Annotated in this window: 27 protein-coding genes; 21 read left to right on the top strand and 6 right to left on the bottom strand. The window is 57.6% G+C overall.

All coding sequences use genetic code 11. The features are described 5' to 3' along the window. Positions 1 to 82 precede the first annotated feature (82 nt). From LDN12_RS11215 to LDN12_RS11255, 9 genes are all read left to right on the top strand, one after another. Positions 83 to 580: an HIT domain-containing protein gene (locus tag LDN12_RS11215; RefSeq protein WP_223922754.1), complete on the top strand. Its 498-nt coding sequence runs from the start codon at positions 83 to 85 to the stop codon at positions 578 to 580. Further along, positions 581 to 1,582: an ROK family protein gene (locus tag LDN12_RS11220; RefSeq protein ID WP_223922755.1), complete on the top strand. Its 1,002-nt coding sequence runs from the start codon at positions 581 to 583 to the stop codon at positions 1,580 to 1,582. A gap of 68 nt (positions 1,583 to 1,650) precedes the next feature. After that, positions 1,651 to 2,535 (top strand): DUF362 domain-containing protein, encoded by an 885-nt coding sequence (locus tag LDN12_RS11225; protein WP_223922756.1) that lies wholly within the window; start codon positions 1,651 to 1,653, stop codon positions 2,533 to 2,535. Positions 2,536 to 2,587: 52 nt separating this feature from the next. After that, a complete protein-coding gene (locus LDN12_RS11230; protein WP_223922757.1) occupies positions 2,588 to 4,141 on the top strand; it encodes a 4Fe-4S binding protein in 1,554 nt (517 codons plus the stop codon). A gap of 120 nt (positions 4,142 to 4,261) precedes the next feature. Beyond that, positions 4,262 to 5,149 (top strand): sensor histidine kinase KdpD, encoded by an 888-nt coding sequence (locus LDN12_RS11235; RefSeq protein WP_223922758.1) that lies wholly within the window; start codon positions 4,262 to 4,264, stop codon positions 5,147 to 5,149. A 5-nt stretch (positions 5,150 to 5,154) separates the two neighbouring features. Further along, the gene (locus LDN12_RS11240; RefSeq protein ID WP_223922759.1) at positions 5,155 to 5,637 is read left to right on the top strand and encodes a chemotaxis protein CheD; all 483 of its coding nucleotides are present in this window, start codon (positions 5,155 to 5,157) and stop codon (positions 5,635 to 5,637) included. 208 nt (positions 5,638 to 5,845) lie between these two features. Continuing rightward, on the top strand, positions 5,846 to 6,184 hold the full coding sequence (locus LDN12_RS11245) for a hypothetical protein (protein ID WP_223922760.1): 339 nt from the start codon (positions 5,846 to 5,848) through the stop codon (positions 6,182 to 6,184). Then, entirely contained in the window at positions 6,165 to 7,028 is an 864-nt protein-coding gene (locus LDN12_RS11250) for an HDOD domain-containing protein (protein ID WP_223922761.1), read from the top strand. The genes LDN12_RS11245 and LDN12_RS11250 overlap by 20 nt, the downstream gene beginning before the upstream one ends. Next, complete coding sequence (locus tag LDN12_RS11255) at positions 7,012 to 7,932, top strand: diguanylate cyclase domain-containing protein (protein ID WP_223922762.1); 921 nt, start codon at positions 7,012 to 7,014, stop codon at positions 7,930 to 7,932. Before LDN12_RS11250 ends, LDN12_RS11255 begins: the two co-directional genes overlap by 17 nt. A 97-nt stretch (positions 7,933 to 8,029) precedes the next feature. Here the strand turns inward: LDN12_RS11255 and LDN12_RS11265 are convergent, their stop codons facing one another. Beyond that, positions 8,030 to 9,295, bottom strand: coding sequence for a cytochrome c3 family protein (locus LDN12_RS11265; RefSeq protein ID WP_308464317.1), 1,266 nt, complete (start codon positions 9,293 to 9,295; stop codon positions 8,030 to 8,032). A 193-nt stretch (positions 9,296 to 9,488) separates the two neighbouring features. Between LDN12_RS11265 and nadC the strand changes: the two genes are divergently transcribed. The 7 genes from nadC (at position 9,489) to LDN12_RS11300 (ending at position 17,393) form a co-directional block, all read left to right on the top strand. Next, entirely contained in the window at positions 9,489 to 10,313 is an 825-nt protein-coding gene (nadC, locus tag LDN12_RS11270) for a carboxylating nicotinate-nucleotide diphosphorylase (protein WP_223924058.1), read from the top strand. 29 nt (positions 10,314 to 10,342) lie between these two features. After that, positions 10,343 to 11,320 (top strand): biotin--[acetyl-CoA-carboxylase] ligase, encoded by a 978-nt coding sequence (locus LDN12_RS11275; protein ID WP_223922763.1) that lies wholly within the window; start codon positions 10,343 to 10,345, stop codon positions 11,318 to 11,320. Position 11,321: 1 nt separating this feature from the next. Then, entirely contained in the window at positions 11,322 to 12,086 is a 765-nt protein-coding gene (locus LDN12_RS11280; RefSeq protein WP_223922764.1) for a type III pantothenate kinase, read from the top strand. A gap of 157 nt (positions 12,087 to 12,243) precedes the next feature. Next, positions 12,244 to 14,328 carry an elongation factor G gene (fusA, locus tag LDN12_RS11285; RefSeq protein WP_223922765.1) on the top strand — a complete coding sequence of 695 codons (2,085 nt, stop codon included), beginning with the start codon at positions 12,244 to 12,246 and terminating at the stop codon, positions 14,326 to 14,328. Positions 14,329 to 14,364: 36 nt separating this feature from the next. After that, the gene (locus tag LDN12_RS11290) at positions 14,365 to 15,504 is read left to right on the top strand and encodes an SPOR domain-containing protein (protein ID WP_223922766.1); all 1,140 of its coding nucleotides are present in this window, start codon (positions 14,365 to 14,367) and stop codon (positions 15,502 to 15,504) included. An 11-nt stretch (positions 15,505 to 15,515) separates the two neighbouring features. After that, on the top strand, positions 15,516 to 16,412 hold the full coding sequence (locus LDN12_RS11295) for a hypothetical protein (RefSeq protein WP_223922767.1): 897 nt from the start codon (positions 15,516 to 15,518) through the stop codon (positions 16,410 to 16,412). 78 nt (positions 16,413 to 16,490) lie between these two features. Beyond that, positions 16,491 to 17,393 (top strand): ATP/GTP-binding protein, encoded by a 903-nt coding sequence (locus LDN12_RS11300; protein ID WP_223922768.1) that lies wholly within the window; start codon positions 16,491 to 16,493, stop codon positions 17,391 to 17,393. Positions 17,394 to 17,495: 102 nt separating this feature from the next. On the opposite strand, the gene LDN12_RS11305 is transcribed toward LDN12_RS11300, so the two are convergent. Next, the gene (locus LDN12_RS11305; RefSeq protein WP_223922769.1) at positions 17,496 to 18,122 is read right to left on the bottom strand and encodes an NnrU family protein; all 627 of its coding nucleotides are present in this window, start codon (positions 18,120 to 18,122) and stop codon (positions 17,496 to 17,498) included. A gap of 98 nt (positions 18,123 to 18,220) precedes the next feature. Here LDN12_RS11305 and LDN12_RS11310 point away from each other — a divergent pair, with 98 nt between their 5' ends. After that, positions 18,221 to 19,048 carry a cytidylate kinase family protein gene (locus LDN12_RS11310; RefSeq protein ID WP_223922770.1) on the top strand — a complete coding sequence of 276 codons (828 nt, stop codon included), beginning with the start codon at positions 18,221 to 18,223 and terminating at the stop codon, positions 19,046 to 19,048. Here LDN12_RS11310 and LDN12_RS11315 read toward each other — a convergent pair whose 3' ends face one another. Next, positions 19,049 to 19,939, bottom strand: a complete 891-nt coding sequence (locus LDN12_RS11315; RefSeq protein WP_223922771.1) for a PHP domain-containing protein — start codon at positions 19,937 to 19,939, stop codon at positions 19,049 to 19,051. Between the two features lie 69 nt (positions 19,940 to 20,008). On the opposite strand from LDN12_RS11315, the gene nth reads away from it, so the two are divergent. The 3 genes from nth to LDN12_RS11330 all read left to right on the top strand — a co-directional run bounded on the left by nth (position 20,009) and on the right by LDN12_RS11330 (position 23,367). After that, complete coding sequence (nth, locus tag LDN12_RS11320; protein WP_223922772.1) at positions 20,009 to 20,665, top strand: endonuclease III; 657 nt, start codon at positions 20,009 to 20,011, stop codon at positions 20,663 to 20,665. A gap of 134 nt (positions 20,666 to 20,799) precedes the next feature. Then, positions 20,800 to 21,663: an NAD(P)-dependent oxidoreductase gene (locus LDN12_RS11325; RefSeq protein WP_223922773.1), complete on the top strand. Its 864-nt coding sequence runs from the start codon at positions 20,800 to 20,802 to the stop codon at positions 21,661 to 21,663. 99 nt (positions 21,664 to 21,762) lie between these two features. Next, positions 21,763 to 23,367, top strand: coding sequence for a thiolase family protein (locus LDN12_RS11330; protein ID WP_223922774.1), 1,605 nt, complete (start codon positions 21,763 to 21,765; stop codon positions 23,365 to 23,367). 370 nt (positions 23,368 to 23,737) lie between these two features. Here the strand turns inward: LDN12_RS11330 and LDN12_RS11335 are convergent, their stop codons facing one another. From LDN12_RS11335 to LDN12_RS11345, 3 genes are all read right to left on the bottom strand, one after another. Further along, positions 23,738 to 24,787: a hypothetical protein gene (locus LDN12_RS11335; RefSeq protein ID WP_223922775.1), complete on the bottom strand. Its 1,050-nt coding sequence runs from the start codon at positions 24,785 to 24,787 to the stop codon at positions 23,738 to 23,740. Between the two features lie 21 nt (positions 24,788 to 24,808). Next, a complete protein-coding gene (locus tag LDN12_RS11340; RefSeq protein ID WP_149209830.1) occupies positions 24,809 to 25,060 on the bottom strand; it encodes a hypothetical protein in 252 nt (83 codons plus the stop codon). A gap of 142 nt (positions 25,061 to 25,202) precedes the next feature. Next, a complete protein-coding gene (locus tag LDN12_RS11345) occupies positions 25,203 to 25,394 on the bottom strand; it encodes a hypothetical protein (protein ID WP_223922776.1) in 192 nt (63 codons plus the stop codon). A gap of 345 nt (positions 25,395 to 25,739) precedes the next feature. Here LDN12_RS11345 and LDN12_RS11350 point away from each other — a divergent pair, with 345 nt between their 5' ends. Continuing rightward, complete coding sequence (locus LDN12_RS11350) at positions 25,740 to 26,312, top strand: bifunctional 2-polyprenyl-6-hydroxyphenol methylase/3-demethylubiquinol 3-O-methyltransferase UbiG (protein WP_223922777.1); 573 nt, start codon at positions 25,740 to 25,742, stop codon at positions 26,310 to 26,312. Positions 26,313 to 26,390 lie beyond the last annotated feature (78 nt).

The raw sequence follows: 26,390 nt of genomic DNA on the forward strand, positions 1-26,390 counted from the left end.
TTATTTTATTTATAACTAATGATTTGCCTCCGGCGTTTGTACTGCTACAATCCAGAAGCAGGCAAAGAAAGGAGGAACCGACATGGAACGTATGTGGGCACCCTGGAGGATGGCCTATATCAACAATATCAGCAACACACCCCCTCAGGAAGGATGCATCTTCTGCAGCGCCTGGAAGGAAAACGACGACCGGGAACGGCTGGTCCTGACCCGAAGCGGGCATTCCCTGATCATGCTGAATCGTTACCCCTACTCCGGCGGCCACCTGATGGTAGCCCCATCCCGGCATGTGTCCGACATGGACGACCTTTCCGACACGGAAATCCTGGATCTCATGCAGTGCGTACGACGGGCCCATAACCTGCTGAAGGCCGCCTGCAGCCCGCACGGCTTCAACATGGGCATCAACCTGGGAAAGGCGGGCGGAGCCGGTATCGAGGACCATATGCACGTCCACATCGTGCCGCGCTGGAATGGTGACACCAATTTCATGTCGGTGGTCGGCGACGTCCGCGTGATCCCCGAAGGGCTCCAGGAAACCTACGACCGACTGGCGGAAAAGATCAAAGCAGGAGCTTAGATGATGGAAACGGCCGTGATCGGCATCGACATAGGTGGAACCAACCTGCGCTGCGCCCTGGTCGCCGCCTCGGGCGCAATCCTTGAGCAGCGGCGCACCGCCAGCGGGATCGAAGAGGGGCGGGAGTTTTTTTGTTCACGCCTCCTAGGGGGCATCTGCGAGTTGCGGGAATGGGCGGCCGGCCGCGGCATAACGGTAACGGCCGTCGGCGCCGGGGTACCGGGGCTGATCGGCCGGGATGGTCTGATCCATTCCTCTGTCAACATGCGCCCTTTGGAGGGCCTGAAACTGGGGGACTTTCTGGAAGAGCACATCAGCCTTCCCGCCGCCTGCGGCAATGACGCCAACATCATTGCGCTCGGCGAACAGCGTTTCGGCGCCGGCAGGGGGCTGTCGTCCTTTCTTGTGGCAACCATCGGGACCGGCCTGGGGAGCGGGTTGATCCTGGACAACAGGCTCTGGACCGGCACGAACGGTTTTGCGGCGGAATTCGGGCATGTCACCGTACACCCCGATGGCCCCCCCTGCCCCTGCGGCAATCAGGGGTGCCTGGAACAATACTGCTCGGCCGGGGCCGTAGTGCGCTCGGCACGGGAGCTGATCCCGGCAGACCTCTTGGCCACTGTTACCGAGGACCTGAGCGCGGAGACCGTGGCCGCCCTGGCGCGCCAGGGGGTGGCCGGTGCAGGGATGGCCTTCGAGCGGCTCGGCAGGTGGTTGGGTATCGCCTTGGGGAGCCTGTCCAACACGCTCAACCTGCAAGCGATCATCATAGGTGGCGGGGTGGCCGCCAGTTTCGACTTCCTGCTCCCGGGTCTCAGGGCAGAGTTGTCCCGCCGCTGTTTTCCATCTATCTGCGACGGGTTGGCGATCCTCAAGACCGAACTGGGAGACGACGCCGGCCTGTTGGGCGGAGCGGCGCTGGCGGAAGAGCGGTTGAATCACCGGTACCCCCCCCTTGGGGGCCCCTTGTCTTCACAATCAGGCCATTTACATGCTTGAAAATTATGCGGCCAGGCATACAATGGTCCTTCATGCAGTACCGATCACAGCCCGGAGGAGCTATTCCCATGGACAGACGCTCATTTCTCAAGACAACCGCCGCGGCCTCGCTCCTGGCGCCCGCCCTGGTCAGAGAAGCTCTGGCGGCAAAGGATCAGCCGCTGGTTGCGGTGGCTGAAGGCAAGGATTATGACGCCATCACCCGTAAAGCGGTTAACGCCATCGGCGGCATGAGGCGCTTCGTCAAGACCGGCGACGTGGTGGTGGTCAAACCCAACATGGGGTGGGACCGATCAACCGAGTTTGCCGCCAACACCCATCCCCAGGTTGTGCGGGCGCTGGTTGAGGAGTGCTTGGCCGCTGGGGCGAAAAAGGTCAAGGTATTCGACTATACCTGCAATGACTCACGGCGCTGCTACGCCAACAGTGGTATCGAAGGGGCGCTCAGGGGTATGAAGCATGTGGAATGCAAACAGATTGAGCAGGAGCGTTTTAAAAAGGTATCGCTGAACGGCCGGTTTCTCAAGGAGTGGGACCTGTACGATGAGGCCCTTTCGGCCAACGTCTTCATCAACGTCCCGATCGCCAAACATCACGGTCTGTCCAAACTCACTCTGGGCCTCAAGAATATCATGGGGGTTATGGGGGGGAACCGGGGCTACATCCATCGCAACCTCGATGTGGCCCTGGCGGATGTGAACGCCCGCATGAAGAGTCATCTGACGGTGATCGACGCCACCCGCATCCTGACCGCCCACGGCCCCCAAGGAGGAAGTATGGCCGACGTCAAGGTGCTCAACAAGGTAATCACATCCTCCGACATCGTGGCTGCCGACGCCTTTGCCACCACCCTGTTCGGCCTCAGGCCGGCAGACATTCCGACCATCGTGGCCGCCCACAAGAGGGGCCTGGGCGAGATGGACCTGGGACGGATCAGGGTGGTGCGGGCCTGACGCCGTTATTGCGTGTTCACGCCTCGAAATCATGGGCTCGTAAGGTAACAGCATGAAACCGACCTCCTCCCGCATCAGCCAACTGGCCTTCCTGGCTCTGTTTCTGTTGTTGTTCGTACAGACCGAGTACCGAGGCCACGACGAGATCAACGCCGCTGTAAATACCTTCTTCCGTGTTGATCCCTTGGTGCTCTTCAGTTACCTGCTGTCCGCAAAATCCTGGACGTGGCTTTTACTACCGGCCTTGGTTACGGTTGCAACCACACTCCTTCTGGGACGCTTTTTCTGTGGCTGGATCTGCCCGTTGGGAACCGTCCTGGACCTCCTGACGCCCAAGAACCGCACACACCGTCCGCTCATCGCCCTCAAAGGCAATCTGAAGTACTGGCTCCTGCTGCCGATCCTTGCCGCAGCACTGCTCAACCTGAACGTGGCCGGCCTGCTGGACCCCATGGCCATCCTGCTCCGGGGGTTGACCTTCTTTTTCTATCCGCTTTTGGGGCTCACTGCGCGGGAAGGATGGGTCGGGATCTACCACATGATCGGTGAGCGCCGCGACACCATTGCTCCGGCGTATGACTTGCTGCACGCCTACCTGCTCCCTTTCCGCGAGACGCTCTACCCCATGGCCGGCTTTTCGGCCCTGGTTCTTCTGGCGATCATTGCCCTGGAATATTTCGAGGAGCGTAACTGGTGCCGCAACCTGTGCCCTCTGGGTACCCTGCTCGGGTGGCTGGGGCGCTTTTCCCTTTTCAGACGTATCCCTCCAAACCTTTGTAGTGATTGCGGAAAGTGCCGGGAGCTGTGCCCGACCACCTTTGACCAGGATCTGTTGGCTAAGGAGGAGTGCATCCTCTGTATGGAGTGCCAACTACACTGTCCTCACCAGCGTATCTCGTTTCGTCTTACCTCCGGACGCAAGGATGCCGGGCCGCTTCTCCCGGAACGACGGGTACTGCTGGGGAGCATGGCGGCCGGCCTGCTGCTGGCGATCCCGGCGCGCTTCCGCCCGCCAGAGAAGGCCTCACGACTGCTGCGGCCTCCCGGCGTGCGAGACGAAGACGAGTTTCTGAATAGATGTGTTCGCTGCGGCGAATGCATGAAGGTCTGCCTGAAGAACGCCCTCTATCCGGCTTCCTGGCAGGCCGGAATAGAAGGCATCTATACACCTTTGGTCGTCCCGCGCCTGGGATACTGCGAATACAACTGCACCCTTTGCGGCCAGGTCTGCCCCACCGGGGCCATCCCCAGACTGCCGGCAGATTTCAAACAACGTGAGGTGATCGGCAAGGCGGTACTCGACAAGAACCACTGCCTGCCGTTCGCCAAAAGGCTTGACTGCATCGTCTGCGAGGAGCACTGTCCGATCCCGTCCAAGGCCATCCGTTCGCGGGAGGTGGAGGTCGTCGGATTGGACGGCACCCGCAAAAAGATCAGGGAGCCTTACGTGATGGAGGAAATCTGCAACGGGTGCGGTATCTGCGAGAACGTCTGCCCCCTGGAGACGAAGGCTGGCATAGAGGTCTTCGCGGTGAAAAACCGGACACCGATTGCCGAGGGGGCCGGAGGCGAGGCGGGTAATGGATCGGAGTTGGGATACCAGTAATTCCGATTTCAAATCAAGGATGAAATCAAGGCGGCGAAGGCGTACGGAGTAATACGTTGAGAAGCTGAATACGAGCCACCCCAGATAGCGCCTCAATTTGGAATTGGCAAGGAGCGGACCATGAATCTGACGGACGATGAGTTGATCCAGGAATTGAGCAACCGTTTTGCCAAGAGCCGTAAAGCCTTTTCAGATCTGAGTGTGATCAACCTCAAGCTGGTAGATATGAACCGGCGGCTCGAACAATCCGAGGCGCTCAAAAGCAACTTTCTCTCCAACATCAGAAACGAGATCAACAACCCGCTCAACGCCATTCTCGGGATGGCAGGACAGATAACGGCCCTTATTCCGGATGGCAGCGAGGCCGCTGGGCTGGCTGCGATGATCTGCTCGGAGGCCAGCAACCTGGACTTCCAACTCCGCAACATCTTCATGGCTGCCGAACTGGAATCAGGTGAAATCGATCCGCACCTGAGCAGGGTAAATATCATGACGGTGGCGCGGGACGTGGCGGAATCATTCCGGCACAGCGCCACCCGCAAATCCGTGGAGATCCGCCTGGAACCGCCCAAAGAAGAGGCACCGCCGCTGTTCAGCACCGACGCCGAGAAGTTGCAGATCATCCTTTCCAACCTGATTGCCAATGCGGTAGAATACAGCCGAGAAGGGGAGGACATCAGGGTTTCTCTTGCTGTTTCCCCGGACAGCCTCATCATCGAGGTGCAGGACCACGGACTAGGCATCGCCGTAGAGGACCAGAAACGGATTTTCGACCGTTTCATCCAGCTCGAAACCGGCACGACCCGCCCCCATCTGGGACAGGGGCTGGGGTTAAGCATCACCAAGGCGCTGGTCGAACTGTTAGAGGGGACTATTATCCTTGAAAGTGCCCGCGGTCGGGGAGCGCTGTTCCGGGTCACGCTCCCGTCCCATGCCGGAGTGGGTGAACTCACCACGCTTGCGGAGGGCGGCAACCTGTTCCTGTTCGATGAGATCAGCGAAAAATAGAAACCATGAATAACGAAGACGCTCCCAACAAGCACTTCCTGTTCCCCGGGGCTCTCTTTGCCGATGTGCGCGATTACCAGATCAGTACCGTGCTCGGCTCGTGCGTTTCCGTCTGCCTGTGGGATACCGTCGCCCGTGTAGGGGGTATGAATCATTTCATGCTGCCGCTTTGGAATGGCGAAGGCCTTGCGACCCCCCGTTACGGTAATATTGCCGTGGAAAAACTCCTGAACAAGATGTTGTCCCTCGGGTGCCAGAAAAAACATCTCGTGGCTAAAGTTTTCGGGGGAGCAAATATCACCGGTAGCCACAATGGAAATGAAATATTCATGATCGGCGACCGTAACGTCATCCTGGCCAACCAAATGCTGGATAAATACGCCATACCGATCAAAGCCTGTGATGTGGGCGGCAACATGGGGCGCAAGATCGTCATGCACACCAGTACCGGTATCGTATGGGTGGGCAAAGGGAAGGTAATTGACTGAGTCACGGGAAAGAGAAAGCAGTCATAGTTAGATATGTTGTTTCTCGAACTCCATGCGTTTACCTGGTGTGATCAATCACAAAGAAACTATTCATCATCAGCAAACGAACTTGATTGACGTTACAGCCTTTTTTGGCTAGTATATTTTTTTATTTATCATTAATCATTAGCATATTTGAATCATTCGGGACGGGAATCCTTACCTAATCATGCAAAAAATACCTCTGATACGTGCCGCAGCAGGCATGACACTCGCCAGGGACGTTTTCCGCAGCGATCAAACCAGCGGCATCCCCATTTGCGGCAAGGGCACGGAATTGACGGAGTCGCTTATTGTCCGACTGTGCAACCTGGACATTCAATCCGTGTATGTGGAGGGACATCCCGTCTGGGAAGAGGGAGACCGTAGCCTTGACGACATCCTCAGAGAGCTCGACTGTCGTTTCGAAAAGGTTCGCGAGGACCCGTTAACGTTTAAACTCCATGACATCTATGCCAATTACCTGAAGCGTTCCATGGGAGAGTCTGGTGGACGAAAAACGGAATGAACTGAAAAAAATCATCATGGACACCAAAACGCTCCCCACGCTGCCGGGTGTCATCAATAAACTGAACGCCCTGTCCGATAACGACAAATCCTCGGTGCAGGAGATGGCCCGGATCGTGTCGTCCGACCAAGTGCTGTCGGCACGCATACTCAGGCTGGCCAACTCCCCTTCCTACGGATTCTACCGCGTTTCGACCATCTCCAACGCCATGATCCTTCTGGGGGTCAACGTGGTCAAGAGCCTTGCCCTTTCCTCATCCATTTTCGAGATCATGGAAAAAAACAGCGTCGGCCTCTGGGAGCACTCCCTGGGGGTTGGTGTGGCCTCCAACATGATTGCCGCCAAGCTCGGCCTGCCGGAGTGCGAGGAGATCGCCACCGCCGGGCTTCTGCATGACATCGGCAAGGTCATCATCAGCCTCAAATGCAGTGAAGCGGAGGAAGAGGTCCGGCGTGTCATCAATGAAAAACGGGTCTACATGCGGGAAGCCGAGCAGGAAGTCATTGACACCGATCACGCCGAGGTGGGAGGCTGGCTTGCCAAGAGCTGGTTTTTGCCGGACAAACTGAGCGAGCCGATCAACTGCCATCACAATGTGGAGACATCGGAGAACCACCGCATTAAAACCGCCGTGGTGCATATTGCCGACGTGCTAATCAAGGCCAGCGGCTTTGGCGATAGCGGCGACGACTATGTGCCACAGATCCAACAGGCCGCCTGGGACGCCCTGAAGCTCAATGAACAGACCGTTACCGAACTTGTCGAGGACCTGGAAGACAAGCTGGTAGAGGTCAAAAACTTCAGCCTTGAACTACAGCAGAACACCGATGCTGCCCCCAATTAGAATATCCCTCGTCTCCTCCGACGCGCAACTCACCTCGCAGTTGCAATTGCGCCTGCAAAGCAGAGGGCACCAGGCGACCGCCATGTCGTACATAGACGGCGTGCTGGGCGCATTCTATTCCGACCCACCCGATCTCCTGATTGTTGACCTCTTTGCGGACGGAAATGCCGGTATGACGATCGTCACGGCCCTGCGGAGCGACAGCTTTTTCAGTACCATTCCTATCATCGGCCTTGTCTCACCGGCGGATTACGACTTATTCCCCTGGGAGACCTATCCCTTGGACGACGTTTTGTTCCTGCCGATCAATTTCAGCGAACTCTTCTGTCGCATTGCGCTCTCCTTCTCGCGCATCAATCGTATCTTCGACAACAATCCCCTGACGCGCCTTCCCGGAAACACCTCCATCCAGCGGGCCATCGAGGACGCCATGGGCAAGCCGCTGGCGGTCTGCCATGTGGATATTAATCATTTCAAGCCATATAACGATGCCTTCGGCTTTTCCCATGGGGACGAGGTGCTCCGGATGCTGTCCCGTATCATGTTCAATGCCGTACGCGATGCCGGGGGCGGTTTCTGCGGACATATCGGCGGCGACGATTTTGTATTCATCGCCTCTCTGGCGCAGGTGGAACCGGTGTGTCAGACCATTATCGACCATTTCGACCAGATCGTCCTGGACCTGTTTGACGAGGCCACCAAAAGACAAGGGTATTACAACGGCACCAATCGCAAAGGCGAGGCTGAGAAGATCCCCCTGCTCTCCATCGCCATCGCCGCCGTGCCCATGAACTCGGACAAGATCCGACACGTGGCCAAGGTCGCCGAAATGGCCGCCGAGCTCAAGAAGCAGGCAAAGGAGACAGAGGGAAGCCACTTCGTGGTGGACCAGCGCAAGGGCTGATCAACGTCGCACTTCAGACAAATAAAAAGGGCCCTTCCCGCAGCAATCGGGAAGGGCCTTTTTTATTTATTAGTCTACAGCGTCTGCGGAAGGCAGGCTACATCTTGTGACACTTGTCGCAGAACTTGTCGTCCTTGACCGAGAAGGCGTCTTTGTCTTTGTTATGGCAGGTCCCGCAGGATGCGCCCTTTTCCATGTCGGCCATGGTTGTCTTGCCGGTTACAGCCTTGTAAGGGAAGACCTTGGTGTGGCAGTCCGCACATTTGTAGGCCTGGATATGGAAGTCGTGGCTGAAGGTGGCGACACCGGCATCGGTCTTGAATGTGATATTGCGCGGTTTGAACCCCTTGTGGCACTTGTCGCAGTCGCCGCTTGAGGCAAAGGCTTCCTTGCCATTGTGGCACGACCCGCAGGATTTGCCTTTTGCCATATCATCCATGGTCGAAGCGCCCATGACCGCCTTGTAAGGGAAAACCTTGGTATGGCAGTCAGCACATTTATAGACCTGGAGATGGAACTCGTGACTGAAGACGGCCTCGCCGGCAGAGGTCTTGAAAGCGATCTTGGCCGGTTTCATCCCCTTGTGGCATTTGTCGCAGTCGCCGCTTGAGGCGAAGGCCTCCTTGCCATTGTGGCACGCCCCGCATGATTTGCCTTTTACCATGTCAGCCATGGTTGACTTGCCCACAACCGCCTTGTAGGGGAAAACCTTAGTGTGGCACTCCTTGCAGGAAAATGCCTGGGTATGGAACGAGTGGCTGAAGGTTGCCGATGCGCCATTTTTGACGGTAAAGGTGATGTCCCTCGGCTTCAAGCCCTTGTGACAGCGGTCGCAGTTACCGGCAACGGTGAAGGCCTTGGTGCCGTTGTGGCAAACGCCACAGGTCTTACCCTTCTCCATCTCGGCCATGGTAACGCTTTTGCCTTTACCGCCGAAGACCTTGCCGTTATGGCAACTCTTGCAGGCACCGCCGGTCTTGGAGACGTGTGCCGCATGGCCGAAGACTGCGTCGGCCACGCCCCTGATCTTGAAGACTTTATCCTGAGTCTTGCCCTTATGGCATTTGACACAATCCTTCTCGGTTGCCACACTGAAAGCCTTGACACCACTGTGGCAGGCACCGCAGGACTTGGTCTTTTCCATTTCGGCCATGGTGAAATGGTGACGTGACCTCAAATCGTAGAGAGCGTTATGGCAGATCCTACAGTTGTTGTTATATTTGAGCAGGTGGAATTGGTGGCTGAATACTACCGGTGCCGCATTCTTGAAGGTGAACCTGATGTCCTTGGTTTCGACTGCAGCGGCGCAGACGGCTGTGAGTAGAATAACCGCGAGGACATACGCTGGGATGTTCTTCTGCATTCTAACCACTCCTCAATGTTGGATTAAATTGGATTTACAAGCCGATTACTATACAGGAGCCCGTATACTTCGTCAATTGCAAAGTAGATACGGAAACGGAGTCCCGAACGGTCCGGTTTTGCGGTTGATACGCCTTCCTACCTGTGATATAGAAATGGGCACATTTCCCCCATTCAGGTGAATTCACATTATGATGCTCTCACTCGACAATCTCATAGAACAAGCCCTACTTGAAGACATCCATACCGGTGATATCACGACCCAGGCACTGATCCCCACCGCCAGCCGGGCTTCGGCCCGCCTTATCGCCAAGGAAGAACTGACCCTGGCCGGGTTGTTCGTCGCCGAAAAGGTTTTCAAACGCCTCAATCCCGGCATCGAGTTCATTTCCAGACACTCGGAAGGGGCCAAGGTCGCCAAGGGAACCGTCATCGCCACGGTACACGGCACCACAGCCGAACTTCTGATGGGTGAACGGGTGGCCCTTAACCTGCTTCAACGACTGAGCGGCATCGCCACCCTCACCTCCCGCTACGTGGCGGCGGTGGCCGGAACCGGGGCACGCATCGTGGACACGCGTAAAACAACCCCCGGCCTGCGGGAATTGGAAAAGTACGCCGTGCGTGTCGGCGGCGGCATCAACCACCGAACCGGTCTCTACGACGGTATCCTGATAAAGGAAAACCACATTGCCGCCACCGGCGGCGTCGGAGAGGCGATCAAACGGGCTCGCGACTATATTCCCCACACCTTGAAGATCGAGGTCGAAACCGAAACCCTGGCCCAGGTTGACGAGGCGCTGGCGGGCGGCGCCGACATTATCATGCTGGACAACATGAGCCTGGCAGACATGCGTTCCGCTGTAACGGCCATTGACGGCCGCGCGCTGGTCGAGGCATCCGGCGGGGTCAACCTGGAGACGGTACGTGCCATTGCCGAGACCGGCGTGAATATCATCTCCGTCGGCGCCCTGACCCATTCGGCGCGGGCCATGGATATATCCATGCTGTTGGATTGATTCGCAGACAGAAGGCAGGAGTCGTTTCCATGCACCAGAAGGCAGCCACCATCCTGCGGCTTTTCCGTCACCAGGGCGGGCTCGTTTCCGGCGAACAGCTCAGTAGGGAGCTGGGCGTCTCGCGCACCGCGGTCTGGAAACATATCTCGACGCTCAGGGCAGCGGGGTACCAGGTGGAGGCACTCCCCTCCCGCGGATACAGGCTGGTTTCATCGCCAGACACCCTTGCGGCCGAGGAGATCAGCGTACAGATGAACACCGCGGTCATCGGCAGACAGCTCATCAATCTGGCTACAACAGCCTCCACCAATTCCGAGGCATTCCGCCTGGCTGAAGAGGGCGCCGCCGAGGGGACGGTGGTCACGGCCGATGAGCAGAGCAAAGGCAAGGGACGTCTGGGCCGTACCTGGTCCTCTCCGCCGGGAGCCAACCTCTATTGCTCTGTCATCCTGCGCCCCCGGATCAAGCCTTTTGAAGCCCCTCAGCTCACGTTCCTCTCCGCAGTTGCGGTCGCCCGGGCCATCGAGCAGACCACTGATCTGAAGCCGGAGATCAAATGGCCTAACGACGTACTGATCGGCGGCAAGAAGGTGGCCGGCTTGCTCAACGAGATGAGCGCTGAAACGGATGGCATCAATTTCGTCATCCTGGGCATCGGCGTCAACCTGAACATGACGGCCGACCAACTGCCGGGGAACCTGCGCCATCCTGCAACCTCGCTCTTTATCGAAGGGAAGGCCAAGGTCGGTCGGGCTCGTTTCACTGCCTTCCTGTTGAACGAGTTGGATCGTCTCTATGCCGGTTTTCTCGACCACGGTTTCACCCTTGTGCGTCGAGAATGGCAAGAACGCTGCAATGCCGACGGCCGCGGTGTGGTGGTCAGCAATCACGGCTGCGACGACATCAGGGGGCGGTTCGCCGGTATCGATACCGACGGTGCCCTGCTGGTGCAACTCCCGGACGGTATGGTCGAACGAATACTCAGTGGGGATGTGAGGGTGCTCTGAAATGCTTCTGGTGATCGACGTCGGTAACAGCAATATCGTTCTAGGGATCTACGAAGGGGCACAACTTGTTCGCAACTGGCGCCTCTCCACGGACAAATCGCGCACGTCCGACGAATATGCGGTCCTTTTGCATAGCCTCTTCGACCAGGCCGGTCTCGGGTTCCACGCCGTCACCGCCGCCATCATCTCCTCGGTGGTCCCCCCGCTCACCGGCGTGATGGAGGCCATTGCCCGGGATTTTTTCAACCTGACCCCCTTCGTGGTCGGCCCGGGGATCAAAAGCGGCATGCCGATCCAGTACGACAACCCGCGTGAGGTGGGTGCCGACCGTATCGTCAACGCCGTGGCGGGATACGAAAAACACAAAGGTCCCCTGGTCATTGTGGATTTCGGCACCGCCACCACCTTTGACTATGTCAACGCCAAGGGGGAGTACTGCGGGGGGGCCATTGCCCCCGGCTTGGCCATTTCCCTGGAAGCCCTCTTCCAGAGGGCCAGCAAACTCCCTCGCGTCGACATCGCCAAACCGCCAAATATTATTGCAAAAAACACTGTCAGCTCCATGCAGGCCGGCATCTTCTTCGGCTATGTGGGGCTGGTGGACGGGATCGTGGAACATATGCGCCAGGAATCGAAGGAGAGATTCCGGGTAATCGCCACCGGAGGGCTTGCCTCCCTGATCGCCCCCGAATCCAAGACCATTGACGAGGTGGACGAATTTCTTACCCTGGAGGGATTGAGAATACTGTACGAACGCAATCGCTGATTCCGGCGCCGTAATGGAGCGAGCCACGCCCGTGACGGGCAACCCGGAATGCCTTTTGAGATGACGGATACATCTTTCTTGCAGACACACACGTTGAACGAACAGCGTTGAAGTGGCAGCTACGCAGAGGATATCTCATTTTTAAGGAGGCTATGCAATGGGACAGTACGACACGAGCAAACTTCGCAATCTGGGTATCATCGCGCACGGAGGGGCGGGCAAGACCTCGCTGTCCGAGGCGATTCTGTTCAACGCCGGCATGATCGACCGCCTGGGGCGGGTTGACGACGGCACCTCCACCATGGATTTTGAGCCTGAGGAGATCAAGCGCAAGATATCCATCACCTCGTCCCTGGACCATTGCGAATGGAACGGCCACTCAATCCACATTGTGGACACCCCCGGCTACGGCAACTTCATCGCCGACACACGTGCCTGCATGCGCACCTTGGATTGTGCCGTCGTCATACTGTCCGCTATCTCCGGCGTCAAGGCCCAGACCGAGGAGATCTGGGGGTGGGCCAACGAGTTCGAGATTCCCCGCATCGCCTTTGTCAACAAGATGGACCGGGAACGGGCCAATTTCCTGCGGGCCATCGACGACATGGAGAAAGCACTAGGGGCGCGGGGCGTGCCGATCCAGATGCCCATCGGCGCCGAAGACAAGTTTGCGGGAATCATCGACCTGATCCACATGAAGGCCTGTTTCTACCCCAAGGATGGCTCAGGGACCTGCACCGAGGGAGAGATACCGTCCGAGCACATGGAGGAGGCCGCGCGTCTGCGCGAACACATGGTGGAGGTCGTGGCCGAGGCCTACGACGCCCTGACCGAGAAATATCTGGACAGCGGCGAACTGACCGTGGAGGAGATCATAGACGGCCTGCGGGTCGGAACTATGCGCAACACTTTTACGGCCGTCCTGTGCGGGTCAGCCGTGCAGAACATCGGCGTCAGACAACTCCTTGACGCCATCTGCAGCTACCTGCCCTCGCCCCTCGACCGGACCAAGGCGGTCGGAACCGATCCGAAAAGCGGCGAGATGATCGAGCGCGGCCCGGATGAGAAGGAACCGTTCTCGGCCCTGGTGTTCAAGACCACGTCCGATCCCTTCACGGGAAAGATAACCATATTCAGGATCTACTCGGGGGTGTTGAACTCCGACTCCACGGTTTTCAATTCCACCAAGGGTATTGAAGAGCGCATCGGTCAGATCTACGAGTTGGAGGGGAAGAAGCAGCACCCGATCAAACAGGCGGTCGCCGGTGATATCGTGGCCGTAGCCAAGCTCAAGGAGACTGTGACCGGGGACACCCTGTGCGATGCCGCCAAACCGATCGTGTATGAGCCGGCCCGGCAGCTCCAACCGGTGATATCCTACGCCATTGCACCCAAGACCAAGGCCGACGAGGACAAGATCCACAGCGCTCTGCATCGCATGATAGAGGAAGAGCCGACCCTTGAGTCGCACCGTGACCCGCAGACCAAGGAATTCATCATTTCCGGCATGGGCCAGGTTCACCTGGAGGTGATCGTCGAAAAGATGAAGCGCAAATTCGGCGTAGAGGTCCTGCTTAAGACCCCCAAGGTCCCGTACCTGGAGACGATCCGTGCCTCCACCAAGGTCCAGGGTAAATACAAGAAGCAGTCGGGCGGCCGGGGCCAGTACGGCGATTGCTGGATTGAGATGTCGCCCACCGGCCGGGGCGAGGGATATCAGTTCGAGGACAAGATTGTTGGTGGCGTCATCCCGCGACAGTATATTCCGGCCGTGGACAAGGGCATTCAGGAGGCCTCGGTGGAAGGTTTTCTGGCTGGTTACCCGGTGGTGGACTTCAAGGTCGCGCTCTACGACGGCTCCTTCCACACGGTTGACTCCTCGGAAATGGCCTTCAAAGTAGCCGGGTCCATGGCGTTCAAGAAGGCAATGGAACTGTGCAAGCCGGTGCTTCTGGAACCGATCGTGAACATGAAGGTGACCGTACCGGACGAAAGCATGGGCGATGTGATCGGCGACCTGAACTCCCGCCGCGGTAAGGTGGTAGGGGTCGAGCCGAAGGCCAACTCCCAGATTATTCGCGCCATCGTGCCCATGTCCGAGGTGCTGGCCTATTCCAACGACCTCAAGTCGATGACCAGCGATCGCGGCCTGTTCAGCATGGAATTCTCCCATTACGAGGAGCTGCCGACCCATCTGTCCCAAAAGGTGATTGCCGAATCACAGGCCGTCAAGAAGGAGTAACCCCTTTCACGGGTTAAAATTCAACGGAGGTTTTTCATGGATTTCAAATTCAGTAACGACGCCAAGGAACCCGCATCTGCAGCACCGGCGGAAAAGGGCAGACAGAATATGCTGCTGGTGATCCTGCTGATTCTGGTGGCGGCTTTTGCGTACCTCTATTTCTTCACCGGCCTGATCAAACCGCAGGAGGCACAAAAACCGGCCGAAGCTCCGGCGCCGCAGGTGGTGAAGAAGCCTCTGCCGCCGCGCGACGGACAAACCGCCAAGGACGAGACGGCGAATGCGCCGGGGAAAAACACCGCCGCCCCTGCCCCGCCCGCAGCAAATAAGGTAGTATCGGCCGACAAACCTGTCGCCGGGACGCCGGTGGTCAAGGAAGAGCCCCAAAAAGCCGCTCCCCAGAAAACCGAGCCCCCCAAGCCGGCACCTGCCGTAAAGAAAACGGCTGCATCCGAAAAGAAAGCGGCGGCACCCGAGGCAAAAGAACCCAAAACAGCAGCCGCTTCCAAACTGGATACGAAAAAACCTACGCTGGCCGCCAAACAGCAGCCAAGCGCGGCGGTGAAAAAAACCGCTTCGGGCCAGGAAAAGAACAAAAAAACAGGGGAAGCTCCCAAAGCCCCTGGCAAGAGCCCGGCTAACGCTGCGGCAGTACCGGCGAAGAAATTATCAGCCACAGCAGGTAAAAAAGAAGCCGTAAAATCGGCCTCGGCCAAAGCAAACGGGCCATGGACGGTCGTAGTGGGAAACTACGTCCTTGAAGACGCCATGGCGACAGACCTTGCACGCGCCAAAGGCGCCGGACTGGAAGTTGTCGTCAAACAGGGGGGCCGCAAGAAAACAGCCATGAACCGCCTTCATGCCGGTGACTATCCGACCCGTGCCGAGGCCGTGGCAGAACTGGACAAATTGAAGCACTACACCTCGGACGCCTTTATCCTGGAGCAGGGCGGCAAGTTTGCCGTGTACGCCGGTTCCTACCTGCTCACGACACGGGCGGGTTCGGAGAAGGAGCGCCTCGCCGCGGCCGGTGTTAAGCTGACCATACGGCAAGCCGAGGTATCCATACCGTCGAAAAGCCTTATCGCAGGTACGTTCAACGACAAGAAGGCCGCCGACGCGGCGCTGAAGAAGCTGAAGGGTCTTGGCATCAAGGCAACGCTGGCCCACCCGTAATCAGGGGTATTATGGCCGCCGAGACCATCAAGCTGAAAATATCCCCATCCGTGGCAGAATGCCTCCGTCCGGATGTGGACGCCCAAGAGCGGATCAGAATGCTTGGGAATCCAACCACCCTGGAGCCGTTCGACCGGCTCATGCTTCTCTTTTGCCTGATGAGGGACGGGAATCAGGCGGTCAAGGATGCGGCGCAGTCGGCGTTCTCCTCGCTGCCCGAGGAGACGCTGCTCGCTGTGGCCGGCTCTCAAGACGCCCATCCGGCGGTCCTCGATGCCATCGCCAAGGTCCATTATCAGAGAGAGGGTATCGCGGAAGCACTTTTGGTGAGCGAGTTGCTTTCCGCGCCGGCCCGTTCCTTTCTTGAAAAGATTCTCTTGCAGCGGGCTGGCGTTGAGCAATGCGCCGACAGCCTCCCCCATGAGCCAGAATCCGCCGCGGAAGCGGAAGCCGCCTTGCAAGAGCCCTATGCGACGGTGGACGAAGAGGGTGAAGAGTTTCTCAGCAAATACAAAATGGCCCAGATGATGGGTATTGCCGAGAAGATCAAGATGGCTCTGACCGGCGACAAGGAATGGCGCTCGATCCTGGTCAAGGATGCGAACAAGCTCGTTTCGAGCGGCGTCATCAAGAATCCGCGCATTACCGAGGCAGAGGTCGTGGCCCTGTTGAAATCCGGCATCCAGAACGACGAGATCATGCGCCTGATCTGCGCCAACAAGGAGTGGGTCAAAAACTACTCTATCCGCAGGGCCCTGGTCGACAACCCCCGTACACCGGTCCAGAACGCACTGCGCTTCCTGGCCACCCTGAATGAGAAAGAAATCGCCGGCTACGCCAAGAGCAAAAACGTTTCAACGATCATTTCCACCCAGGCGAAACGGATACTGCTCAATAAAAAACGCTAGTCCGTTGTTGCAAAATGGTGGGGAATGAAGCGCCTGAACATGCAATGAAGTCATTCAATCGAAGAAACGGGAGTTGGAATGGCCATTATCAACAACGCCAAACGTGAGATCAACGCCAAAATCGTTTACTACGGATGCGAAGGGGTCGGCAAAGGCACCTCGTTGCGCTACCTGTACGAAAGGATCAAACCGTCACTACGTGGTGAATTGAAAACACTGCAAGCCAGCGGCGGGTCGTTGCTCTTCTTTGATTTCTGCCCCTTCGAACAGCCGGTTTTCGGCGGCTACCGAATCCGTTTCCATATCTATACCTTGCCGGGCAAAGTCACCAACCCCGCTGCCTGGAAAATGACCCTCAAGGGGGCTGACGGGGTGGTGTTGATGGCGGACGCCGCGGACACTTCCCCGGCGGGGCGGCAAGGCATGGAAAACCTGCGCGATTATCTGGCCTCGTACGGTATGAGCATCCACGATATGCCGGCGGTTCTTCAGATCAACAAGACAGACCGGGCCGGATCGATGGATATGGCGACGGCTGCAGCCAAACTGGAACTGGGACACCTCCCTGTCTGCCTGTCCACCGCCCTGAGCGGCGAAGGGGTGCTGGAGACGTTCTCGACCCTCTCCCGCCGGGTCATGGAAAGGATAGGCGCGGAAAGCAGTCTACAGACCGAGTCTGCCCCCCTCCCTCCCTCCTCCGTGTCCGCCCCGGAGGGCATGATGCCGCCTGCATCGTTCGACGCCGGCCCCGGAGAAAGGCTTGATCAAGACGTACCCGTTGCTGCCTCCGTTGAAGAGAATGGACCCGAAGGTCCGGAGCTGGGGACGGAAGACAAAGACGACCTGAAGGTAACACTGGCGGTGGAGGCGGTGACCCTGACGGACGGAAGTGTCCGGGTGCCTCTGACAATCTCCCTGCACGGGCAGGCGCGACGATTTATGCTGAAAATCGCCCTGGAGCCCAATGCAGAGACACCGTGATATGGTGGCAGACTGGTACTGCATCTACGAATTTTGACTCGGACGGTTGAATGGGAACCGGCGATAGGCCCCTTGGAATGTAACGGCATCGGGCAGAGAGCGTCAGGAGGACTCTGGGCGCTTGGCGCTGGCCCAAACCGCCCCCCAACGGGGGATGATGAAGGGGACGCTCTGGCAATATCGGCGATACTGGTCGCCAAACTCTTCTAAGAGTCGGCGTTCCTCGATCAGACCGCCGATAACGAAATAGAGCGCAGAAAGAACGGTCAGAAGGAGCCACTGGGCGGTCATGACCGGGTTGAGCAGTAAGAAGACTATGGAGAAGAGGTACAACGGATGGCGCACCACGGCGTAATAGCCATCGGTGACCAAGTGGGGACGACTGACCGGGCCACGGTGAAGCTGCCTGATGCCCATAAAGTCCCCTGCCCCGGTCCGGCGCACGCAATCCACCAGGATTACCCCACAGACAAGTTGAGCCAGGTACATGACCAGGCTCCAAACGCCAGGGGCAAAATAGAGAACCGCTGATGAACCGAAGGCGGTCATGACCCAGACGAACAGCACCAGGGAGAGCAGGTTATAGGCAAGCCGGTAGCCGCGCGGTTCGCCGTGGCACAGCCTCCCAATGGCCTTCTTGACGCGGGTTGCGGCAAAAAGCGAATGGGCTAACGCAAAGAGCAGGAAACGCAGTATGAATACGCAATAGTCAGGCAGCGGAGCCTCCAAAAACGATTTTCAGGTTCAGGTTACCACTGCCCCCTTGTATACACAACCACAACGTGCTATATAGCGCTGGCAACGCTCATCCAGCTGGGAGGTAATTGATGGCGGTCATCACATTTTCGCGGGAAATGGGTACGGGAGCTTATCACATTGCGGAAGAGGTAGCCAAACGACTCAAGTATACGTTTGTGGATGGAGCCAGGATCAGCGATATTGCCCCTAAATACGGCCTTTCGGCGGACCTGCTCCAGATGGTTGACGAAAAGCCTCCCTCCTACATCACCGCCGAAGACCGCAAACGCGCGGCGGCCCTTAATACGGTAGAACTCATTCTGCTGGATTTCGCCCGCAAGGGGAACGTGATCCTGTATGGTCGCGGCGGCCAGGACCTGCTGAAAGAGTGCCGCAACGTCTTACGGCTCCGCTTCATAGCTGATTTCGAGGAGCGTGTCGAACGCTTTGCCGAACGGGAGTGGATCGACCCTGACATGGCCAGGTCCATGATCCGGCGCAGCGACCACCAGCGGGGCGGTTTCATCCATTTCTATTTCGACCGGGATTGGCATGATCCCCTGGGATACGATCTGGTGTTCAATACGTCGCGCATGTCTGAAGAGGCCATTGTGGAATGTATCGTGGCGGCGGCCCGGGATTCCCATCTCAAAGAGGCGGATAAGAGCGCCGTGGAACTGATCGACAACACCATGCTGATGAAGAAGATCGAGGCCGCCCTGTTGAACTCGAACGAACTCGACTATCGCCCCTTCAAGATCGACGTGGAAAAGGGCACAGTGCGTCTCAGCGGCTACCTGGCCTCGGACAAGGAAAAAAAGGAGGCCATCAGGATCGTGGAATCTGTCAAGGGGGTCAAATCGGTCCAGGAAGATATCCAGGTAGTCAACTACAAGGCATATAAGGACCGGAGCTAATCAAAGCTTACGCCGCTGTTCGATAAGTACCTTCAGGGGGACGAGGAGTGCACCGTCGAAACGGATGCCGCCGCGTCCCCTTCCCATTTCCTGCCCCTCTTCGATTCCGTGAAAATCCGAGCCGCCGGTAGCCACGAGCCCCAAATCTCCGGTGATCCGTTGCAGCGCCGCCATCTCCTCCGGCTGGGCCATGTTGTTGAACACCTCAACCCCATCCAGTCCCAGGCCCACCAACTCCGTGATGATGCTGCGCAATTCCGAACGCAGGATGCTCACGCTGGTGGGATGGGCCAGTACCGCTGCCCCACCCAGCCGCCTGATGGTGGCCAGGGCATCGTCCATGGGCCAGTACCGCTTGGGAACATTGCAGGGGACTAGATACCGTCGGAAGGCCTCCTCCACCGAATCCACATAACCCCGTCCGATCATGGCCCGGGCGATATGCGGTCGGCCGATGGTCTCCTTGGCATGGGTGCTCACCTCTTCGAATCCTATAATCTCTCTCCCCTCACTTGCCAAGCGGTTATTCACCGCGGCGAGGATGTCCCGGCTGCGGCCCTCCCGCCGTTCGCGAAGATCGTTCAGGCGCTCCAGGAACCCCCGGTCGCTCCAATCCAGGCCGTATCCCAGCAAATGCACATCCTTGTAGGACTTGAACTGCACCGAAAGCTCGATTGCCGGGACCACCTCGACGCCCCGTTCCTTCCCCGCGGTAACCCCCGCAGCCACACCGGCGACCGAATCATGGTCGGCAATGGCAATGGCGCTCAAGCCCTCCGCCTGCGCCCGCTCGACCAACTCCTCCGGGGTAAGGACGCCGTCGGAAAAGCTGGAGTGGACGTGCAGGTCTATATAGTTTCCATTAGATGCCTGTTGTATCATAATTTCCATATTAGCCTTGTCCTGCTGAAAAGTAAAAGCGCTATTGCATGCCCTCCTCTGTTCGGGTACTATTTCGCCATGAAACCCGCCGACATACACCGCGCCATGACCATCCTGCGCGAGGAGGCCCGCGCTTGGCGCACGCCCTCGGTCACCGTGGTTGCCGAAGCCAGCCGCAGTCCCTTCAAGGTACTGGTTTCCTGCATCATCTCCCTGCGCACCAAGGACGAGGTGACTACCCAGGCCTCCGGCCGACTCTTCGACCGTGCCCCTACCCCCGAGGCCATGGAAAAGCTGTCAGCCGAAGAAATCGCCGGACTCATCTACCCGGCCGGTTTCTACCGTAACAAAGCCGAGCAGATTCTTGAAATCTCCTGCCGTTTGGTGACGGAATATGGTGGCAGAGTGCCGGACAGCCTGGACGAACTGCTCGCCTTTCGGGGCGTGGGGCGCAAGACTGCCAATCTGGTGCTCACCTTGGGGTTCGGCAAGCCGGGCATTTGTGTCGACACCCATGTGCACCGCATTTGCAATCGATGGGGATATGTGACGACCCGGACCCCTGACGCCACCGAGATGGCGCTGCGAATCCAATTACCAACCGAATATTGGATAGAAATCAATGACTTGCTTGTGGCCTTCGGACAGAACCTGTGTCTGCCCGTATCACCGCGCTGTTCCATCTGCCGCCTGTCGGAACTCTGTTCGCGCGTCGGTGTTACCAAGTCGCGTTGAGACATACGCACTGTTGCCGTACCACATTGTTTTAAAATAGCGTTTGAAGAATGATTTGTGGGTTGCCAGCGGTACGATTATTATGTAAAATCCAATATCGTTTATGTAATAACAATATTTTAGGAGGCGTAATAATGTTGAGAAAAATCGGATTCATCGGACTTGGCACCGTTGGCCGGCACATGGCCACCAACCTGACCAAGGGAAGTTATGAGCTGACGGTTTTCGATACGAACGCCGACGTCATGAGTGAGTTGGTCGGGCTTGGCGCCCTTGCCGCGGAATCCGCCGCAGAAGCCGCCAGAGACCGCGATCTGGTTATCGCCATTGTCCCGGAAGGAGAAGAACTGGGACAGATTTTCTTTGGAGACAACGGCATCCTTGCCGGTATTGGCGGCGGCACGATTCTGGCGGATATGGGCTCCCACTCCCTGGAAACCACCTTGAAGATGGCCGACGAGTGCGCCAGGAAGCGGGTCCTATATCTGGATGCACCGGTATGGGGCAGCAAGGAGCATGCGGCCAACGGCCTCCTGACTATCATAACCGGCGGCGACCCGTCGCTGGTGGGGAGATGCCGCGAGCCCTTTTCCTGTTTCGGCCTCAACATCATCCACGTGGGACAGGTGGGCGATGCCACCAAGATGAAATTCATCGTCAACATGGTACAGGCCGAGCTGGTGCAGGTCCTGGCGGAAGGCCTGGTATTTGGCGACAAGATGGGCTTCACCGCCGACAAAATCCTGGAGGTGCTCGACACCCGCGGCGTGGCCTCCCCACTTTTCCACCTCAAGGGCCGCGCCATGGCCCGGGGAGATTTCACGCGCAGCCTGGCACTCAAATATGTCCACGAGCAACTCCACGTGGTCCTCAATGCGGCCCGCCTGTTGGGTCTCAACCTGCCGGGTGCCGAATCGGCCAGCAAGGTCTACGAAAAGGCAGTCGAGGGGGGTTGGGGCGAGGAAGACTTCTCGGCGGTCATCAAAGCGTTGCGTTAGCATCCCCTGTCCCCACGTTACGTATGCTACCGATTTAAAACTGGTACGAGGCGTCCGGCTTGCTGGACGCCTCTTCGTTTATCGACAAGGAGTACAACCATGAGCACCCAATTCCGTCCCCGCCCGGTTTATGTCGCCGCTTCCTGGATGGCCCCGGTGGGGCGCTACAACGGCAAGGACAAAGAGAATCTCTCCTTTTTGGAAATGGCCGAACGCTGCGAGGCGGTGTTCGGCGGCAGCCCGGTGCGGCGTCGCGACATCGAGGCGGTGGTGGTCGGGAGCCAGAACCCCTCAGCTTTTTCCGGGGTGGACAACACTGCGGCAAAAATCGCCGGGATACTCGGCATCTCCGGTGCCAGGTCCGTGCTGGTCGACACGGCCTCGTCCTCCGGCGCCTCTGCCTTTGAGAGCGCCTACCTGGAAGTAGCGTCGGGACGCTTCGACCATGTACTGGCCATCGGTATCCAGAAGATGAGCGACGCCTCCACCACAGAGTCGACCCGGATCATCGCCGGAGTAATCGACCGTGAAGAATCGGAATTTGGCCTGACCATGCCCGCCTGCGGAGCCTTGGTGGCCCGGGCGCTCAAGGAACGGCTCGGGCTGTCCGACGAGGAGTGGACCGCCTACTCGGCCCTCTTGACCCAGCGGAGCCAGCGCTTTGCCGCTCAAAACCCGGATGCCCATCTGAGGGTCACCATTGAGGTGGAGGACTACTACCGCCAGATCACCAGCAACAAAAATTACCTCTACTGGTATCCTCTGCGTTACCATGACTACTGTCCCATGTCCGATGGCATGGCGGCGGTCATCCTCTCCGCCAAACCCCAGGAGGTGCAGGTAAGCGGCGTGGGGAGCGCCACCGACATCCCGACCATCGCCGACCGCAACTACTTCCACTCCTTCCCGGCCACAGTCATTGCCGCCGGGTACGCCTACGGCATGGCCGGGATCAAGGACATCCGCGCTCTTGAGGGAAAGCTGCATGTAAACATGCACGACCCCTTCAACGGCTTTGGCCCCATCAACCTGGTGGACCTGGGTATCGTCAGCCGCAATCGTCTCATGGACGCCCTGCTGGACGACAACCTGACCGGTCCGGCCGGGGCCTTCCCCACCAACCTGACCGGAGGCCTGAAGGGACGCGGCCACCCCCTAGGGGCCACCGGCATGATCCAGATCGTTGAGAATCACCGCCTGATCCAAGAGCAGGGGTTCAGCGCCGGGTTGTCACATTCCATCGGCGGTCCTATCAACAATAACGTGGTGACCCTGCTGGAGCGGAGCGACCAGTACCATGCCCGCCGCCATGAGCCGTACAAACCGTGGGGTCTTCCCTCCTTGGGGAAATTGAAGCCCAAGAATGTGACCCTGGATACCCTTCTGACGGCAACGCCGCTGGTGGAAGGATCTTTCGTCACCTCCACCGCCCGTTTTGACTACAAGACCGGCAAGCCGGAGGTGGTCATCCTGATCGTTGCTTGCCGTTTCGAGGGGTCAAAGTACCGCTTCCTGTTCGGCATCGATGGGGAGCATTACGACCAGGTGGCGAGCATCGAGCATGGCGCCCCTGTTTCCGTTGAACGGCAGGACGACAGAGTCCTGGTGAACCGCATGCCGGTGCGCAAATTCTATACCCGTACCATCAACGGGCTGGTGGAGTTGGCCGGGAGTGGATGGAAAAAGCTGACCGGGCGGGGGTGATTGCCATCACCCGAATCCCAAGGACACGAAGATGTCGGGGCGGCCAGTTAAAACCGATCGTCTCGAAATGCGAAACCCCTCCTGTACCAGCGAGGGGTTTCCTGTTTCATGGCAGTAAAACAGTGCCGTTAGGCCGTATCGTATGCCGCCTTGCTGCTTTTTTACCTGTCGGGCGTCGGCGGCAGCACCTACCCAGTTTCAAACCCCTAATAGTTCACGCAAAACCTGGGTCTGTTCATACCCCGCAAACACCTTGGTCCCCAGCATGAATTCCTACCAGAATTCCTTCCACTGGGAGGGTTGCGGCCTTCACTTCAGTTCGGCTGGGAAGAGGGTCGTGGCCGCGCCAGCAACGCACAGTCCCGGGCACTTAGGCTTTTTGGGCAACGGCCTTCTTGGTCGGACCATTCCTGCGGATTGCGGTCGCAAACTCCATCCAGAACACCAGGTAGATGGACACCATCAGAGAGAGACCGATATTCTGGTTCTCCGCTCCGAGAGCCTTGGCCAGGATAGGCGACGCAAAACCGGCTCCCAGGTTTCCGGTGGCCCGTTCCAGCAAATAGAAGACCGGCAGCGTCAGCATGGTGCCGACCACCATGATGGCGATACCGGTGGGGCGCTTGACCCAGTATTTGGGGGAGAATCCGTACATGCGCATGAAGATGACCACCCAGATAATCCAGACCGAGTAATCCACAGCTGCGTCGGGCAGGGCCAGCTTGTTCTTCACCAAGGCGATCTCCAGGACCGTCACAATCCCCAGCATGGTGAACATCCAGTTGAACTTCTCGTTGGCTTGAGTCTGCCAGTTGCGACTATCCGGGGCCTGCACCTCGTTGGACGAGTGACCGTGGGTGCCTAGGGCCGAAAAGAGGATAGCGAACCATATGCCTGCATTGTGGAACAAGAGCGAAGCATGGTTGCCGGCCACATTGGCGATGCGGGACATGGGGTCGCGGGCAAAATCCGCAGCGATGCGCATCAGGAACAGGTTGGCAACCACGGAGCAGCCGATGATGACCGCTATGGTAAAGATTCTGCGGGGTAAAAGATAGGGATCAACCCGGTCAGGAAAACCTATGATGAAGGCGAACCAGATCAGGTACATAATCAACGGTATGCCGAAACATATGCCGTACACCGACTTGCCGGCAAAGTCGCCGCTCTGGGCGTAGATGATGTACTTTTCCTTCGTGTTGGGATCGGTGTTGGCCGCCTTGACCACATCCTTAGGCACTTTCTTGACATGGGGCAGAAGTCCCATGGCATACCAGCCATGATCGCCCTGAGTCGTATCGACGACCCAGTACTGGTCGCCCATCATATCGTCCAAGCCCGAGAATATCTGCATATTGAAGGCGGCGCACACAACGCAGACCACCAGCAGCAGAATAGCGTGAGAGATTTTCATCGGCATGACTCTATTCCTCCGTAGGTATTATTCTTTATGGGTTGTCCAGAACATCGACACGGCATTGGCCGCAAACAGGCCGTAGAGCCACATGGTGTTCCAGGCCGGACCGGACCAGTGGCTACCATGCCCACCACCCACAACCCCGGAGGCAATCACGAATCCGATCATGGTCGTAAAGGACACCATGGCGACCGCTCTCAAGATGGCACTGTTACGCCAAGTGTGACGTTCCAGCTCCTCGATCCGCGACAATAACTCAAGCTCTCTTTCGCTCATCTCTTTTCTCCTTTGCAATTGTTATGAATATAAACAATATGGCAACCGTCAGGGACAGGGCGATATGAAACCCGTTCAGATTGAGCGTAAGATGGTACAACATGACCGTTCTCCTTTTTTTCGGATGTTTATATATTGTAACTCAGCACTTGATCAGGTGAACCTGTTCGTCGGGAAAACGGTCGGCCAGTTCCAGGTACTTCATGCAGTCGGCATACCGGCCGCTACAGTAACGGATGATCATGTTCACGTCATGGGGCGAGATATAACCGCACCCCACGTCGCAGTAATCATCGTTTTTTCCGTAGAATGGACAGACTGTTGTTTTTCTCATTAATTTCCTCATTTATCGCATTCGATTATCTATAGGCATATGATATGCCAATTCGGATTAAAGAATTATTATCGCTATAATTACAGTAACTTAAACCACAAACAACGACTTCCGCTCCGTTGGTAGCGGTTCGTTCTTTGCACTAATGCAAAAACCAGCGGCCGACCGTCAGCGGCACGAAAGCCTGAGACGCGTCAATAAAGGCTTTTAAAAACTTTAAAATATTTTTAAACCATCATTGTTTCAATATGTTAGTTGTGGTATGGATGGAAACAGCGCCGTTTGCAAAAGTGCAAAATAGCGTTAGGGTATCTTTTGCAGAAATGCAAATTGCAAGGAGGTGACGTGGAGGCTGATCGAATTAAGTGGAACGAACGCTTCGGGGCGGAGGGGGCTTTTTTGGGAGAACGCCCCTCCCCTTTTCTGGCTCGAGAGATTGAGCGCATCCTGCGCCTTGCGCCGGGCAGGCGGGCGCTGGATGTGGCCTGCGGCGAGGGCCGCAACAGCATCTTCCTGGCCCGCCACGGGTTCCGGACGTCCGGCCTGGACATCTCGGACGTGGGGATCGCCAAGGCCGAACGCTTGGCGCATGCGGAGGCATTGGAAATCGACTTCCACCAGGTTGACCTGGAAAACTGCCGGATCGCGGGACAGTACGACCTGATCATCAACTTCAACTTTCTGCTGCGCAGCCTCATCCCTGAGGAGGTCGGCGCCCTGGCACCGGGAGGACTCCTGCTGTTCGACACCATACTGGAGTCGCCCCAGCTTTTGGTCACCCACAACCCGGATTTTTTCCTGCGTTATGGCGAGTTGGAGAGAATATTTGCGGTCTTCAATGGTGAGGTGCTCTTTAGTGAGGAGGACAGGGAGGGAGAGATGCCCACGGCGCGATTGCTGTACAGGAAGGCGGACTAAGCATCCCACGTGCATGACATAAAAAAAGGCGAAGCCGCTGGTGCGGGCTTCGCCTTTTTTTATCGTTCGAACTACCGG

The organism is Geobacter sp. AOG2 (assembly GCF_019972295.1).
Lineage (GTDB): Bacteria > Desulfobacterota > Desulfuromonadia > Geobacterales > Pseudopelobacteraceae > Oryzomonas.